The organism is Halorussus sp. MSC15.2, assembly GCF_010747475.1.
Taxonomy (GTDB): Archaea; Halobacteriota; Halobacteria; order Halobacteriales; family Haladaptataceae; genus Halorussus.
In genome coordinates this window covers 1,044,689-1,059,678 of record NZ_VSLZ01000001.1, presented here as the reverse complement: position 1 = coordinate 1,059,678, position 14,990 = coordinate 1,044,689, and the positions used below count along the sequence as shown (strand labels likewise).

Below are 14,990 nucleotides of genomic sequence, written 5' to 3'. Positions count from 1 at the left end.
AGAACGAGACGCATCCGCAAATCAGCTACATTGCTGACGACCTCCGAACCGTCGAGCTTTGATGCTCGACATCGTTCGGAGGAGTTAGCGTCCAGATGATTTGCGGACTGTCGAGTTGTAGAACGAGACGCATCCGCAAATCATCAGCGACGGACGACTTGCGGACTGTCGAGTTGTAAACTCAGTTCCTCACTCCGACTCGGCCGGTACCTCGGCGTCGCCGATGGTCGCGTCCGGTTGGAGTATCTCGCCGAAGTCGAACTCGTCGGGCGCGCGTCCCTCGGCGACGCGGTTGGGCCAGTCCGGGTTCGCCAGTGCGCTCGTCGCCTGCGCCACGAGGTCGGCCCCGTGGGACTCGACGGCCCGCGTCGCCGCCTCGGGGTCGCCGAGACCGCCGTTGGCGATGACGGGGACGGTCGCGTACTCGTCGGCCAACTCCGCGAGCGTCGGTCCCGAATCGAACGCCGGCGTGGTGATGTCCTCCTCGGTGACGTGGAGGAAGTCCGCGCCCGCCTCGTCGAGCGCGCCGAAGACGACCTCGGCGTCGTCCTCGCCGCCGGACCACCGGTAGTCGGGGTCGTTGACCTTGCTCTGGGAGATGCGGACGCCGACGACGAACTCCTCGGGGACCGCGTCCTGCACCGCCTCGACGACCTCGGTGTGATACCGGATTCGGTTCTCGACGGAACCGCCGTACTCGTCGTCGCGTTCGTTCGTGTACTCGGTTAGGAACTGGTCGAGGAGATAACCGTTCGCGCCGTGGATTTCGACGCCGTCGAACCCGGCCTCGTCGGCCCGCCGGGCGGCCTCGACGAACCCCTCTCGGGCCTCGTCCATCTCGGCCTTCGTCATCTCCTTCGGAGTGGCGAACTCGCCGCTCCCGCCGTAGAGTTCCAACTGTTCGCCCTTCGGTTCGACCGCGGACGGACCGACCGTCTCTTCGACGTACCGGTTGCCCTGCGAGAGCGCCCCGGCGTGCATGAGTTGCGCGAAGATGGGCGCGCCCTCGTCGTGAACCGCGTCGGTGACTTCCCGCCACGCTTCGACGTGGGACTCGTTGGCGAGTCCGGGTTGGTCGTCGTACCCTTGGCTGTAGGTCTCGTCGGGGTACGTTCCCTCGGTGACGAGGAACGAGAAACCGCCGCGCGCGAACTTCGCGTAGTACCGTTTCATCTGCTCGGTGGCGCGGCCGTCGGCGGTCGCGCTCGTTCGCGTCATCGGCGCTAACCCGACCCGGTTGTCGAGGTGGATACCGTCGAGGTCGAACGCGTCGAACAGAACGTCGTATTCGTTTTCCATGGATACGTCCGTAGCGGCGGGTCACGGTTAACACTTTTGTGCCCTATTTGCAACACTATTCGACCAGCCCGATTGACTCTGACTAACAAAGCACCGCTATGGTGATTCACGTCCCGTACTTGGCTAGAAGCGCACTGCGAATGTTGCTTAGAATAGGCAAAACCGCGGCCTTTCTCTCCACTTAATGATGCGGCGACCCAACGAACGACCGTGACATCAGCACTGTTTGTCGTTACTGAGGAAGGATACTGGGGCGAAGAGTGCGTCGAACCGCTTCGGACGCTCGACGAGGAGGGCTTCGACGTTACCGTCGCGACGCCCAGCGGTTCGAAGCCGGTCCTCGACGAGACGTCTGTCGATACCGACAACCCGCTCGTCTCCGAGGAGACGGCCGAGCGGGTCCGAGAGGCCCACGAGAACGACGAGCGACTGAACGACCCGATTCCGCTGGCGGCGGCGAGCGCCGACGACCACGACGTCGTCGTGTTCCCCGGCGGACACGGAACGATGTGGGACGTGAATCAGGACGTCCACGCGCGAGAACTGCTGTCCGACGCGGTCGAAGGAGACGACGGCAAGGCGCTGGTCGTCTGTCACGCGGTCGGAATCCTCGGGTTCGCTCGGAACGCGGACGGCGAGTTCATCGTGGACGGTCGCGACGTGACCGGGTTCCCCAATGCGTTCGAGGAGGACATCGTGGACGACAACGACGTGATGGCCGACGGTCGGAAACTCCCCTACTGGGTCGAGGACGAAGTGAAGGCCGCGGGCGGCAACTGGGACGCGGAACTCGACGCCGACGCCAGCGTCACCGTGGACGGCGACCTCGTCACGGCCCGCGGTCCGGCGTCGTCGCGCGCCGCGGCCGCGGCACTGCTCGAAGAACTCGACGTCCGGCAGACCGCGTAAACTCCGTTCTTTCGGTTCTCGGCGTCTCTTCGGACCGACGTTTGCAGAGTTTCCAGTCGGACCATCCGACCGAGACTCGCGAAACCTCTCGTCTTCCCATCGGGAAGTCGTTCACGCACTCAGCGACTCGCGGTAAGTCCGCGGGGGGCCGCAGGTCTGATACGAGGACGGGCGTTACCGAGTGGACGTGACCGACAACTCGACGACGCCGCAGGCGTTGAACCGATTTTCACTCGAAGGAAAGACCGCCGTCGTGACCGGCGGGTCCAGCGGAATCGGCCGAACTATCACCGAACTGTTCGCGGCCGACGGGGCGGACGTGGTGGCGTGCTCCCGGACGCTGACAGACGTCGAGACCGTCGCCGACGAAATCGCCGAGAGCGACCGCTCCGGCGAGGTCCACCCGGTCGAGTGCGACGTGACCGACCGCGAGGACGTGGAAGCGCTCGCCGAGGCGACGAACGACGCGTTCGGCGGCGTGGACGTGCTCGTGAACAACGCGGGCGGCGCGGGCGGCGAACCCCTCGACGAGGTGACGCCCGAGGCGTGGCGACAGGTCGTCGAGGTGAATCTCACCGGCACGTACAACTGCACGCAGGTGTTCGGCGACGCCCTGAAGGAGTCGAGCGGTTCCGTCGTCAACATCGGCAGTATGGCGGGTGAGTACGGCGTGGCTGGCATGACCCCGTACAGCGCGGCGAAGTCGGGCGTCTCGGCGTTCACGCGCGCGCTGGCCGCCGAGTGGGCCGACGAAGACGTCCGCCTCAACGCGGTCGCTCCCGGGTTCATCGGCACCGACAAGGTCCGAGAGATGTTCGGCGTCGAGCGCGACATCGACCGTTCGAACGTGGCGCGTCACATGGGCACGCCCGACGAAGTCGCCGACCTCGTGCGCTTCCTCGCGAGTCCGGCCGCGTCGTTCGTCGACGGCGAGGTGGTCGAGATTACGGGCAGTCCGCTGGTCTACGAACCCGGCAAACTCGCCGAATAACCGCGGCCGAACTCTCCCCGACTCTACTCCTCGTTGCCCTCGCTCAGGACCAGCCACACCACCGAGAGAATCAGCACTCCGACGAGCGCGGCGCTGCCGGTCGTGCTGTCGGTGAACCGGTGGGTGTCCAGCCAGTAGTGGAACCAGAACAGGTTGGCCAGCGGCGTCCCGTCGGTGCGGCCGACACCGGGCAGCACCAGTCCCATGTCCGGTATCATGGCCCATATCCCGCTCGCGATGGCGATAGCACCGTCCTGAGCGGTCTTCTCGTGGAGTCCCGTGACCAGCAGGAGTACCAGCGCGCCCGCCGCCCCGGCCGCGAAGTGCCCGATTCCCAGCGACACGGGACCGCCTACGCGAGACGGGCACGTAGGTGATTCGGCGGACCGACTCGCGGCGAGTTCGACCCCTCGCCGAACTGTTTTACCACGGCGTCCCATCTGCTGGGGCATGCCCGACGTCTGTCCGTATCTGGAGTACCGGCAGTTGGAAGCCGAGACCGAAAGCGGGGACGCGGCCGACGCCCAGCCCAGAGCCTACTGCAACGCGGCCGAGGAGTTCGTGCAGGCGATGCGCGCCGACATCTGTAACGGCCGGTACGGTCTCGACCACGAGACCGACTGCGAAATCTACCGCGAGGCCGAGGGCCTGCCCGAGGGAGTCGAGAGCGAGGGCGGGGGAGGCGACTGAGGATGGCGTACGACGACTACCTCGACGGCGAGAAGGTCATCGTCACCGCCGCGCTCACCGGCGGCGTCCACGGCAAGGAGGCCAACCCGAACCTGCCCGAGACGCCCGAGGAGATAGGGGAGGCCGCCGCCGAGTGCGAGGCGGCGGGCGCGGCCGTGGTCCACCTCCACGCCCGCCGAGACAGCGGCGAGCGCTCGTTCGACCGCGACCGGTTTCAGGCCATCACCGAGGCGGTCCGCTCGCGCACGAACCTCGTCATCCAGCACTCGACGGGCGGGACGGGCGCGACCCTCGAAGCGCGCCGCCAGTCGCTCCGGACCGACCCCGCCCCGGAGATGGCCAGCCTCGACATGGGACCGCTGAATCGGTACCGCCACCTCACCAGCGAGAACACCCGCGGGATGGTGGACTCGCTCTACGACGAGATGGTCGAACGCGGCATCAAGCCCGAACTGGAGGTGTTCAACGACGGCCACCTCAACGAGGTCGCGGCCCTGCTGGACCGGCGCGACCTCGCGGACCCCGTCTATACGACGCTCATCTTCGGCGGCGGTACCACCTCGCCGCCGTCGCCCCGGAACCTGCTGAACGCGACCGAAAACCTGCCAGAGGGCGCGCTGTTCAACACGCTCGGGTTCGGTCGCCACCAGCTCCCGCTCACGACGATGGGAATCCTGCTCGGCGGCCACGTCCGGGTCGGACTCGAGGACAACGTCTACTACGGGCCGGACCAACTCGCCGAGAGCAACGCCCAGTTGGTCGCCCGGACCGCCGGACTCGCCGAGACGCTCGGCCGCGAACCGGCCACGCCCGACGAGGCCCGGGACATTCTGGGGCTGTAGTCCGCACGTCGGCGCTTCCGCCGCCAGACCGCGACGCCGGAGTCTCGGTCCCCGACCCCTCGGTGACAGCCGTGTCACCTGCTTACCTCTCCGTCCGGCAAGGCTCAAGGCCGAGCCTCGGCTACCAGTACACAGCATGACCGACGCCGACACACCACCGCTGGTGAACGCCGACCACGCCACGAACGTCTGCACCGACACGGACCGCAACCGGGAGTTCTACGGGGAGACTCCGGAAAGCGAGTTCGTCGAACCGCCGGAGGGCAGATAATGGCGGCTCGAAACCCCCACGCGGGCGACGCCGACCCCCACGCCGGACAGTCGGTCGCGACCGCCGGCGCGGCCCTCGAATCGGCCGACGCCGCGGTCCTGTTCGTCCACGGACGGGGCGCGACCGCGCAGGGGATGATAGAGATGGCTTCGGAGTTCGACGCCGAGGGCGTCGCGTACCTCGCGCCGCAGGCCAAGGGCCGGACGTGGTACCCCAACTCCTTCCTCGCGCCCATCGACCAAAACGAACCGAGCCTCTCGTCGGCGCTCGACCTGCTCGGCGACCTGCGAGAGCGCGTCGCCGACGCCGGAATTGCGGCCGACCAGACGATGTTCGTCGGCTTCTCGCAGGGGGCTTGCCTCTCCAGCGAGTTCCTCGCGCGCAACGCCCGCGAGTACGGCGGACTCGCCGCGCTCAGCGGCGGCGTCATCGGTCCGGACGGTACCCCGCGTGACTACGACGGGAGTCTGGACGGGACGCCGGCGTTCCTCGGGTGCAGCGACAGCGACCCTCACATCCCGCTCGAACGAGTCCACGAGACCCGCGACGTGCTGGAGGAGTTGGGCGGTGACGTGGAGGAGCGCATCTACGAAGGGATGGGCCACGGCATCAACGAGGACGAGATGGAGTACGTGCGCGGGATGGTTTCGAACTTGGTCGAGGACTGAGTCAGACGAGTTTCAGAACTGTCGATATATTCCTTTTTGCTGTCCGGCGCGTGCGAGCAGCGCGCGCGAGGTCTTCGGGAGCGTAGCGACCGAAGGCTCGTCAGAGCTTGCTCTGACGGTGGACGAGCGAACGAAGTGAGCGAGGAGGTTGGGGAGGTTCGAGGCGGTGCTGTGCGTTTCTCCTCGGTATCGGTAATAGCTAGCTCTGTTCAAGTGAAGTAGTAGCTAGCTACTGCCGATACCTGTGAGGACGGTAATCGCAGGCCTCACGACGACCTCGCCAGCGCGCCGAGCTACGTCGAACTCCGAGAAGCGAACCGACCCCCGACTCCCGTTCCACGAAATTATTCCAGTCGGTAGCGCAGGAGCGCGGCGATGCCGCCGAATCCCGAGAGTTGGTCGCCGGGCGCGAACTCGTTGGAGAACACCGTCACGTCGCCTCCCTTCCGCTCGACGGTCGTGATGAGTTCGTTCACGTCGAAGGGCCACTCGCCCTCCTGCCCCCGCTCTTCGCGCAGGCGTTCGTCCAGCAACAGGAGGTGTTCGATGGCTCCGAAGTCCGCGGCCTTCTGGACCTGCTCGGCCCCGTAGGCGACCTTCGCGCCCTCGCCGATGCGCTTGGTGAGTTCGTCGATGAGTTCGGCCTCCTCGGCGATGCGGGTGTTCTTCTGGACCTCCTCGACCGCGCCGCGCTTCAGCACCTCGTGGACGCCTCGGTCGCCGACCGCGCTGGTGTCCACGGTGGTTATCTTCTCGGTCAGGTCGGGGGCCTCCTCCTCGACGTAGTCGAGCGCGTCCTGCTTGGTGAACCCCGGCCCGGCGAGGATGATGGCGTCCACGTCGAGACGGGAGAGCGCGCTCGTCAGTTCCGCGAACAGTTCGTCCCGGCCGCGGGCGTACTCGCCCTTGCCCGTGGTGCCGGTGAACTCGGCGCGCTCCTCGGTGCCGTACTGGGCGACGGTGTGGATGTGAGCCTTCCCCTCCTCGACGGTGACGATGGCCACGTCGGGGTTGTCGGTGGCCTCCTCGGCCTCTTCGAGTCGTTCGAGTTGGTCGGCCTTCCAGACCTTCTCGACGGTTATCTCCTTGTTCTCCTCGACGTTGACGGTGTGGTGCTGGCCGAGTTGGTCCTCGCGGGAGGCGCTCTCGATGACGCCGCTGACTCGCAGGCGGTTGGCGAACTTGTGGAACTCCGAGTCCTCGACTTCGAGCGTGACGTGCATGTGTTCGCGCTCGCCGCCCGTGTCGCGCATCTGGTCGTCGTTGCGCTGGATGCGCCGGGTCGTGTCGGCGGCCACGAAGTCGCCGGGTTCGAGGACGTAGGTGAGGTGCCAGAGGTCGTCGAGGCTCTCGGGGACGAGCGTGATGCGCTCACGGCCTCCTTCGACCCGCTGGCGGTTCGTCACTCTCATACTCCAACGTGGTCGGCCGTTCGATAAGTGACCTGCGGTCGGGCTATCCCGAGATGGCCCGACCGAACAGGCGCGCGACCGCGACCAGCGCGTAGAAACTCCCCGCGAGCGCCACCACCTCGCCGAGACGGCCGAGCGCCGCGACCGACGCGAGCACGACGACCGCCGCACCGCCGACCAGCAGCGCCGCGACCCAGACGACGAAGTACCCGGCGTCCCCGGCGCTCGCGCGCAGGCGACCGCGGTCGAGCGCCCCCGAGAGTCGCCGAGTCCGAGCGACGCCCGTCAGCGCCGCGGGCAGGAGGTACGCGAACGCGAGCGACAAGAAGAGGACGACCGTCCCGGCACCGAAGACGAAGACCGTCGGTCCGAGCGACTCGGGTCGCCCGGCCGCGCTCGCACCCCCGATAGCGCCCCCGACCGTGACCGCGAGCGCGGCCGCGGGGACGAGCAGATAGGCGAATCCGACGGCGAGCGCCCGCGCGCCGTCGGCCGCGAGCGCCCGGAAGTCCCCAAATTCGGGCGGCGCGTCCTCGGCGGCGGCCGTCCCGCCGGGCGACTCGGCGGTGGTCCGGACGACGGACAGGGCGTATCCGGCCAGCACGACGGCGGGGAGGAGCGCGAACACCGCGAGGACGCCGAGTCGAGCGAGCAGTCCGGCGGCGACGGCCAGAATCGCGCCGACGAGGAGTCGGCGCTCGACGTCCTCGCCGCGGACCGGGTAGGTCAGTGCCTCGCGGAACATGGCGGAGAATGTCGACGCGAAAAGTTAGGTCTGGCTACTCGGCGTCGCGACCGAGTTCACGCCGACGTGCGCCGGTCGCCGTCCGCGGTTTCGCGGCGGTCAGTCCGGGTCGCGTCGCGGTAGCCCTGCCCGTAGAGCGCGAACGCGACGACGTTCAGGTAGAAGCTCGCGAACGGGACCAGCGCCCACCCGACGAGTGGTATCGACGCGAGTCCGCCGACGAGCGCACCGCCGACCGCGAGGACGACGAACGCGACCAGCCAGCCGATGGCGTACGACCGGTCGGTGAGGACGCCCGCGAGTCTGCGGAACTCGAACGCCGCGCCGAGGCGGCCCTCGACGGCGAGTCGAGCGAGTGCGGCGGGCAGGGCGTAGGAAGCGGCCAGCGACGCGACGACGGCGAGCGCGAACCCGACGAGAACCACCACCACGCCGAGGTTGTTCGCTCCGCCGGGCGCGGCCGGTTCGGCCACGGTCGTCCCCGTCTCGACGACCGTCGTCGTCTCGAAGGCGAAGATGACGCTGCCGAGGACCGCGGTCAGCAACACCACCGGAACCGCGAAGTACGCCAGCGTGACGGCGACGGCCTTCAGGCCCTCCCCGAACAGGTCACCCCAGTCGTCGAACGACGGCGCGCGGTCGTCCGCTGTCGTCCGGGCGAGGACGCGCTGGAGGTAGCCAGCGACGAACACCGCCGGAATCAGGAGCCACGAGAACAGGGTGAGTAGCCCACCGATTACTATCGTCTCGATTCTATCGTCGCCGTCTACGGGGTATCTGAGTGCTGTTTCGAACACGGTCGTCTCCGGGGCAGGCGCTTCGACGAAGAAGCCGACTTGCTTACCTCAGAGAGGTGCGCTACTGGCTTAATTGTTGCGTGACGAGACATAGCGCAGCGGCGGATATTCCGGACCAGAGAGGAGTTCGACCGAACCACTCAATATATTAACTCTTATTCGTTCGAAGTGCGAGCAATCGCTATGCCCTCCACGGAGCGACGTATCTTTCTCGGTTCTCTCGGGACGGTTGCATTGGGCGGACTCGCGGGGTGTTCGGTCCTCGGGTCGGACGAACCGCCAGCGGGGAGTCTCCGGTTCCGAAACGACGATACGCTCCCGCATTCGATTTCGGTCCGGGTGACCGGCGTGGGAGCGCGACCCGGAGGACGTAATTCACCCGAAGGAGACGTTGCCGTTACTCCTGAACAACGGAACTTGAGCGCGTCGGCGACCGCGGAACCCGACTCGCGCCGGACCTACGAGAGCGTCTTCACGGAGTCCGTGTGGTACGGTGTCGAGTTCACGGTTGACGGACGCGAACCGTCGGACCACGCGGGCGAGACCGTGTTCCATCCCGCGCCGCCCGACCGTGAACACGGATTCTTCTTATCCGGAACCGTGTACGACTCCGGCGAGTTCTCGTGGGGAGTCAGTAGCACGCAGAACGCCGGTCGATTCACGTTCGGTGGCGACGACGGGACGTAGACGCCGAAATCGGTCTCCGGCCGCGTCTACTCCTCTTGCATCCGACTTCCGCCCGGCGGTAGGAACTCCTGAATGAGGTCGGGACTCGCCACCTTCCGGACGAACGAGGTGTCGGCGAACCGCTCGCGGAACTCCCGGTAGATGCGCTTGGCGATGTCGTTCTGGGCGTACCGGCCGGGTTCGACCTCGACGTGGGTCTCGACCTGCGGGACGATGGCGGAGGGCGGACCGCCGAGGACGCGGGTGTGGGGTTCGCAGGCGATACCGACCGCGACCCCCACCGCCACGTCGCGGAAGTAGGTGCGGTCGCCCCGGATTGCGAACCCGCCTTTTTCGAGGTACTCGCCGCTCTCGGGCGTCTTGCTCACTTGGTCGGGGGTCACCACATAGGCGTCTCCCGTGAACCGACTGTCCTTCCAGACCGACGAGTACGACACCGCGAACTGGGCGGCCTCCTGCTTGCTCCGGTCGGGAACGTCCACGTCGCGGGAGGGTTCGCTGGGGTCGGAGGTCTTCAGAATCGTCACCGGACCGCCGTGGGCCTGCGCGTGGAAGAACAGGTCGTTGCCGTCGAGGTACTTCTGGACCAACTCCTCGTTCTGGTCGGCGTTGCGGCCGCCGATGACGAGGAAGTCGTCGCTCGTCCGGAACCACCGGAATCGCTCGTACCACTGCTCCTGCTTGCGAATCGGAATCGAGGGTCGGGAGAGCCAGTCCACGTCCTCGGCGTCCTCCTCGCCGTCCTCGTCGTCGTCTGACTCGGCGGTGTCGGCCTCCCACTCCTCCTTGCGGCGTTTGGCCGCTTCGAGGTCCTCGCGGGTGTTCTCGATGGCGGCCATCGCGCCCTCCTTCTTCTCCTCGATGCGCTTGGCCTCGGTGTAGAGCCGGTCGGCGTTCTTCTCGACGCCCATCGAGGCGTCGAGCGGGACCGGCGTCCCGTCGATTTCGACCGTGACCATCCCCTCCTCGGAGTTCACGCTCTGGACGGCCTCGGCGGCCTCGATGCCCTGTTCGGCCCCCTCCTCGAATCGGGTCTCAATCTCCTCCCACGAGGTGTCCTCGTCCAGCGCGTTCTGGACGGTGGTGAGAATCTCGTCGGCGAGTCCGTAGTGGCCATAGAGGCGCTCGGCCTTCTCTCGCTCGGCCTCGGCCTGCTCCTCGAACCCCTCGATGGCCTGCTCCTGCTGTTCGATGATGCGCTGGTGTTTCTCGATTTCGGCCTCGAAGTCGGGTCGCTGGTCGCCGACGCTCTGGTCGGCGGCGTCCTCGCCCTCGAAGTCCACGTTCGTGAAGTAGAAGTCCACCGCCTCGTTGAACGTGTCGAAGGCCTCCGAGTCGAGGTCGGCGTACTCTTCGAGCGCGAACGGCGTCACGTCCACGAGGCGGTCGTCCTCGCGGTAGACGCGGGGTTCGAACTCCCCGGTCCGGACCGGGTCGGCGAGGCGCTGGATGGCGTCGTAGATGGCCTCGTAGTCGTCCTCGTCGGCCTCGTCGATGTCGGTGGACTTCTCGACGCCCGCGCGGGTGCAGACCTCCTCGGCGTAGAGACCGCCGAAGTTGAGTTGGGTGGCGAGCGTGCGCACGAGGTCGGTGTCGGACTCCTCCATGTGGGCCGCCAGCGTCTCGTAATCGACTTCGAGGGGGTTGACGCGCTCGTCGGGGAACTCGTACTGGCTCCCCGGCGCGACCGTCCGAGACTTGAGACGCACGGTGTCGAGGCTGTCCACGACCTCGTTGTTCTCGTCCAGCACCGCGAGGTTGCCCTGCCCGAACAGTTCGGCGACGATAGTGGTGTCCTCGTCGCCGCGCTCGAAGTGGAACTGGAGGATGCGGTCGAAGCCGTACTGTTCGACGCCGGCGAAGTCCGCGCCCGACAGTCGGTTCCGGAGCATCATGGCGAAGTTCGGCGGTCGGCCGGGCGCGTCGGGGACGTTCTCCGGCGCGGAGACGTGGGCGCGCTTCAGGTCGCCGACTTCCACGAGGAGTTCGACCCGACCGCGGTCGAAGTCCCGCATCTTGAGCCGCAAGAGGTCGTCGTCGTAGAGATACGCCTTGTCGAGCTTCGCGCCCTCGTACGCGCCGAGTTCCGCGACGACGGCGGCGAGGTCGATGCTCGACAGTTCCCGCTTCTGGTCCATGGATACGTGTTCTCTATCGGCGGGGAAAGGCGTATCGTTACGATACTTCGGCCAGCGCGGTCCCAGCCACCGAACCGGTCGGCGTCGTTTCCGAAGTCGTTCGACGGTCGGTCTCGCCGGGTGTCGCTCAGTGGTCGGCCTCGTGAGGATTGCGTTCGGTCCCGTAGTTCTCGGCGTGGTCCTCGTAATCGATGAACCGCGGCGCGTCCGGGTCGAAGGGCCGCTCCAGCGACTCGAAGGCCTTCTTCTTGTCCCAATTCTGTAGTCCGCCGACCGCGCTGCGGTCTTCGAGGTCGTGGTAGTCGAGGTCGGGTTCGGTCAGTTCCCACGCCGTCAGGCCCGCCTCTGTCCGGACGATGACCGACGAGTACTCGTCGGAGCTACCCACCGACCCGACCGTGAGGTCGGCGCAGTAGCCCGTGAAGTCGGCGCACTCGTCACAGCCCTTCAGCGCGGCGTCGTGGAAGTTCTCGATGTCCTCGGCCAGCACCTGCTCGCCGTCGCGGTCGTAGACTCGCATCTCGCCCGCTATCACGTCGAGTTTGCCGATGTCGTCCGGCGAGATACCGCGTTTGGTCTCCAACTGCTCGCCGACGAGACGCCGGTGGTTGAAGTTCTTCGTACACATCAGCGCGACGGTGTACTCGACCGCCCGGACCATGGCGTTCTGGGACTGGTAATCCCACTCGAAGTCCGACAGCGCGCGGACGCCTTCGATTTCGCAGGGCGTCCCCACGAGCGCGAGACTCAGGTCCTCGGGGTCCTCGTCCGGGAGTTTGTGTTCCCACTGCGCGAGGTCGAGGTTCCCCAGCGCCATCGTCTGGTTGTAGAAGCTCCCGGCGTTGGCGACCAGTTCCTCGCGAGTCGTGGCGAGGAAGCTCTCGGCCTTCCACGACTCGTCGTCTGACTCGGTCGCTATCAGCGCGCCGTCTATCTCACCGGCGTCGAGCAGGTGGCTCAGGACCGACGTGACCACGCCGCCGTCCTGTGCGCCCTCGCGCCAGTCGTCCTCGACGCGCGCGGAGAACTCGGTGATGGGGTCGCCCGCGCCCGACACGTTGTCCTCGCCGCCGGTTATCTTCCACTGGCGCTCGTACCGGAGACCGCCCCGCGGGCAGAAGTCCCAGCAGAGCGAACAGCCGGTACACATCTTCACGAGTTCCGGGAGGTCGTCGTCGCCGATGCCGATGGAGTCCGAGGGACAGGCGGCCACGCAGGTGCCACACTGGATGCACCGGTCCTCCTCGACGACCGCCTCGTCGAGTTCCATGAACCACGTCTTGTCGTCGGGCGTCTCGATGTCGTTCATCTCCGCGCGGATGCCGTACCCCGGCGTGTCGAGGTCCGCGTCGTCGGGGACGCCCACGCGCTCGGTCGGGTCGCCGTTCTCGACGTCCTGACTCGCTCCCTCGGCGGGCGGCGTGAACTCCACGTCGCCGAGGTTGCCGTCGGCGTCCACGTTCGCGGGCGTCGTTCCGCCGTCGGAGCAAAGCTCCGACGAGCCGCCGGTCGTTGTGCTCCCGGCAACGCCGTCGGAGGCGAGTTCTGACGGGTCTTCGCTCGAACTCCTCACGGAGCCACCATCGGCGACCGGCCCACCCCCGCCGTCATCACCGCGAGAGGCGTACGGTCGGGACTCGTCTGCGGGGCCGATTCGGTCGCCCGGAATCGTCCCGTGTTCGGTCGCCGGCCGGTGAGTCCGGACGCCCTCCGCGCGAGGGACTGTCCGGTCGGCGTCGGTCTCCGTATCGACGTCGGGGACGCCCGGGACTGGTTCCTCGTCGCCGTCGGTGGAGTCCCGGCGCGTCTCGCGGTCGTCAGTCATCGGCGGCGACACCTCCGGCGACGTCGGCGTCGGCTCCCCGCATGATGGACCGGAGGCGGTCGTTCTCGACTCGCCGGGTCCACTCGTAGAATCGCTCGCCGCCCGTCCGCTCCTCGTCGTAGGCCGCGAACAGCTCTTCGAGCGCCGGAATCACCGCGTCGGCCGGGACCGCGGTCTCGACCCAGTCGAGGAACTCGTTGTCTGCCCCGAGGCTGCCGCCGAGGCCGAAGTCCATCCCCTCGACGATGTCGTCGGCGTCGCCGTCGCCGTCCGCGTCGAGTTGGACCGTCTCGCCCCGAAAGCCGACGTCCGCAATCTGGGGCTGGGCGCACGAGGCCGAACAGCCCGACATGTGCATCCGGACCACGTCGAGACCGTCGGGAGTGTCGATTCGCTCGTCGAGTTCCCGCGCCCAGCGTTTGACGCGCTTCTTGGTCTCGATGATACCGTAGTTGCAGAACTCGCTGCCGGTACAGCCGACCGCGCCCCGCGAGAACGGGCCGGGGTCGGGCTGGTAGTCCGCGGCGAACGGTTCGGCGAGCAGGTCGTCCACGTTCTCCTCGGGGACGTGGGTGACGAGGAAGTTCTGGTCGGTCGCGAGCCTGACCGTCGTGTCCTCCGTTCCGAACTCGCGGGCGGCCCGCGCCATCTCGGCGAACTCGTCGCCGCCCATCCGCCCGCCGACGACGTTGAATCCGACGTACTGCAGGCCCTCCTGCGTCTGGTCGTGGACGCCGACGTGGTCGCCGGTGTACCCCTCGGTCAGGTCCTCGCCGCGGGTCGGGAGGTCCACCGTGCATCGCTCGCGGACGGCGCGCTCGAACGTCTCGGCACCCAGTTGCTCGACGAGGTACCGCATCCGGCAGACGCCGCGGTTGTGCCGGTCGCCCAACTCCTTGAACGTCTGGGCGACCGCCCGGCAGAACTCCACGGCGTCCGCTGGCGGAACGAACACGTCGAGCGGCGAGGCCATGCGCGGCCCGTCCGAGAGGCCGCCGCCGACCCGGACGTGAAAGCCGTAGCAGTCGGTGCCATCGACAGTGCGTCGCGCCGGGGTCAGCCCCACGTCGTTTATCTGGGACTGCGCGCAGTCGCCCGACAGCCGGTGACGGTCAGCTTGAACTTCCGGGGGAGGTTGGCGTACTCGCGGTTGCCCGTGAAGAACTCCGAGACGGCGTCTACCACCGGCTGAGCGTCGAAGCACTCGTGGTCGCTCACGCCGGCGACCGGACAGCCCAGCACGTTCCGGGCCGAATCGCCACACCCCTGTACGGTGGTCAGTCCGACCTCGTCGTAGCGGTCCCATATCTCCGGGACGTCCGCTATCTCTATCCAGTGCATCTGGACGTCCTGCCGGGTGGTGAGGTCGAGGAACGCGTCGCCCCAGAGGTCGTTCTGCGCCGCGCCGCCGTGTTCCTCGGGTGCCGTGGCGTACTCGTCGGCGACTTCGCCCACGACCTCGGCCTGTTCGGGCGTGAGTCGGCCGCCGGGGACCTTCGTCCGGAGCATGAAGTACCCCCGGTGGGTCCCGTGGGTGTACAGTCCGGCCCACTTCAGCCGTTCCCACTCGCCTTCGCCCTCCCGGTCCTCGATTTCGTCGAACGACAACCCCTCCGCGGCGTACGTCTCCACGTCGTCGAGAACGTCCAGCGGATGCTTGCGCTGTTTCAGTTGTTCGACCGTGTTCATGGATGGTCTCCGTCCCTCGCGTCGCAC

At 67.3% G+C, this 14,990-nt stretch carries 14 protein-coding genes and 1 pseudogene; 7 read left to right on the top strand and 8 right to left on the bottom strand.

Annotated features, from left to right (window positions below):
- Window positions 1–189 precede the first annotated feature (189 nt).
- On the bottom strand, window positions 190–1,299 hold the full coding sequence (locus FXF75_RS05565) for an NADH:flavin oxidoreductase (RefSeq protein WP_163520528.1): 1,110 nt from the start codon (window positions 1,297–1,299) through the stop codon (window positions 190–192).
- 210 nt (window positions 1,300–1,509) lie between these two features.
- On the opposite strand from FXF75_RS05565, the gene FXF75_RS05560 reads away from it, so the two are divergent.
- Window positions 1,510–2,208, top strand: coding sequence for a type 1 glutamine amidotransferase domain-containing protein (locus FXF75_RS05560; RefSeq protein ID WP_163520526.1), 699 nt, complete (start codon window positions 1,510–1,512; stop codon window positions 2,206–2,208).
- A gap of 181 nt (window positions 2,209–2,389) precedes the next feature.
- The gene (locus tag FXF75_RS05555; RefSeq protein ID WP_163520524.1) at window positions 2,390–3,199 is read left to right on the top strand and encodes an SDR family NAD(P)-dependent oxidoreductase; all 810 of its coding nucleotides are present in this window, start codon (window positions 2,390–2,392) and stop codon (window positions 3,197–3,199) included.
- Between the two features lie 23 nt (window positions 3,200–3,222).
- Here the strand turns inward: FXF75_RS05555 and FXF75_RS05550 are convergent, their stop codons facing one another.
- Window positions 3,223–3,543, bottom strand: a complete 321-nt coding sequence (locus FXF75_RS05550) for a hypothetical protein (RefSeq protein ID WP_163520522.1) — start codon at window positions 3,541–3,543, stop codon at window positions 3,223–3,225.
- Between the two features lie 106 nt (window positions 3,544–3,649).
- Between FXF75_RS05550 and FXF75_RS05545 the strand changes: the two genes are divergently transcribed.
- The 4 genes from FXF75_RS05545 to FXF75_RS05535 all read left to right on the top strand — a co-directional run bounded on the left by FXF75_RS05545 (window position 3,650) and on the right by FXF75_RS05535 (window position 5,670).
- Complete coding sequence (locus tag FXF75_RS05545) at window positions 3,650–3,889, top strand: hypothetical protein (RefSeq protein ID WP_163520520.1); 240 nt, start codon at window positions 3,650–3,652, stop codon at window positions 3,887–3,889.
- A gap of 2 nt (window positions 3,890–3,891) precedes the next feature.
- Complete coding sequence (locus tag FXF75_RS05540) at window positions 3,892–4,731, top strand: 3-keto-5-aminohexanoate cleavage protein (protein WP_163520518.1); 840 nt, start codon at window positions 3,892–3,894, stop codon at window positions 4,729–4,731.
- Window positions 4,732–4,867: 136 nt separating this feature from the next.
- On the top strand, window positions 4,868–5,002 hold the full coding sequence (locus tag FXF75_RS23025; RefSeq protein ID WP_275897378.1) for a hypothetical protein: 135 nt from the start codon (window positions 4,868–4,870) through the stop codon (window positions 5,000–5,002).
- Window positions 5,002–5,670 carry an alpha/beta hydrolase gene (locus tag FXF75_RS05535; RefSeq protein WP_163520516.1) on the top strand — a complete coding sequence of 223 codons (669 nt, stop codon included), beginning with the start codon at window positions 5,002–5,004 and terminating at the stop codon, window positions 5,668–5,670. Before FXF75_RS23025 ends, FXF75_RS05535 begins: the two co-directional genes overlap by 1 nt.
- A gap of 344 nt (window positions 5,671–6,014) precedes the next feature.
- Here FXF75_RS05535 and FXF75_RS05530 read toward each other — a convergent pair whose 3' ends face one another.
- The 3 genes from FXF75_RS05530 to FXF75_RS05520 are packed head-to-tail and all read right to left on the bottom strand — an operon-like array spanning window position 6,015 to window position 8,624.
- Complete coding sequence (locus FXF75_RS05530) at window positions 6,015–7,082, bottom strand: mRNA surveillance protein pelota (protein ID WP_163520514.1); 1,068 nt, start codon at window positions 7,080–7,082, stop codon at window positions 6,015–6,017.
- Window positions 7,083–7,125: 43 nt separating this feature from the next.
- A complete protein-coding gene (locus tag FXF75_RS05525; protein ID WP_163520512.1) occupies window positions 7,126–7,827 on the bottom strand; it encodes a DUF4013 domain-containing protein in 702 nt (233 codons plus the stop codon).
- Window positions 7,828–7,883: 56 nt separating this feature from the next.
- A complete protein-coding gene (locus FXF75_RS05520; RefSeq protein WP_163520510.1) occupies window positions 7,884–8,624 on the bottom strand; it encodes a DUF4013 domain-containing protein in 741 nt (246 codons plus the stop codon).
- A 183-nt stretch (window positions 8,625–8,807) separates the two neighbouring features.
- Between FXF75_RS05520 and FXF75_RS05515 the strand changes: the two genes are divergently transcribed.
- Entirely contained in the window at window positions 8,808–9,311 is a 504-nt protein-coding gene (locus tag FXF75_RS05515) for a hypothetical protein (RefSeq protein ID WP_163520508.1), read from the top strand.
- Window positions 9,312–9,337: 26 nt separating this feature from the next.
- On the opposite strand, the gene rqcH is transcribed toward FXF75_RS05515, so the two are convergent.
- From rqcH to FXF75_RS23260, 3 genes and pseudogenes are all read right to left on the bottom strand, one after another.
- A complete protein-coding gene (gene rqcH, locus FXF75_RS05510; RefSeq protein ID WP_163520506.1) occupies window positions 9,338–11,449 on the bottom strand; it encodes a ribosome rescue protein RqcH in 2,112 nt (703 codons plus the stop codon).
- A 127-nt stretch (window positions 11,450–11,576) separates the two neighbouring features.
- Window positions 11,577–13,274, bottom strand: coding sequence for a Coenzyme F420 hydrogenase/dehydrogenase, beta subunit C-terminal domain (locus FXF75_RS05505; protein WP_240334497.1), 1,698 nt, complete (start codon window positions 13,272–13,274; stop codon window positions 11,577–11,579).
- A pseudogene (locus FXF75_RS23260) lies at window positions 13,267–14,963 on the bottom strand (nitrite/sulfite reductase). The gene FXF75_RS05505 and the pseudogene FXF75_RS23260 overlap by 8 nt, the downstream one beginning before the upstream one ends.
- Window positions 14,964–14,990 lie beyond the last annotated feature (27 nt).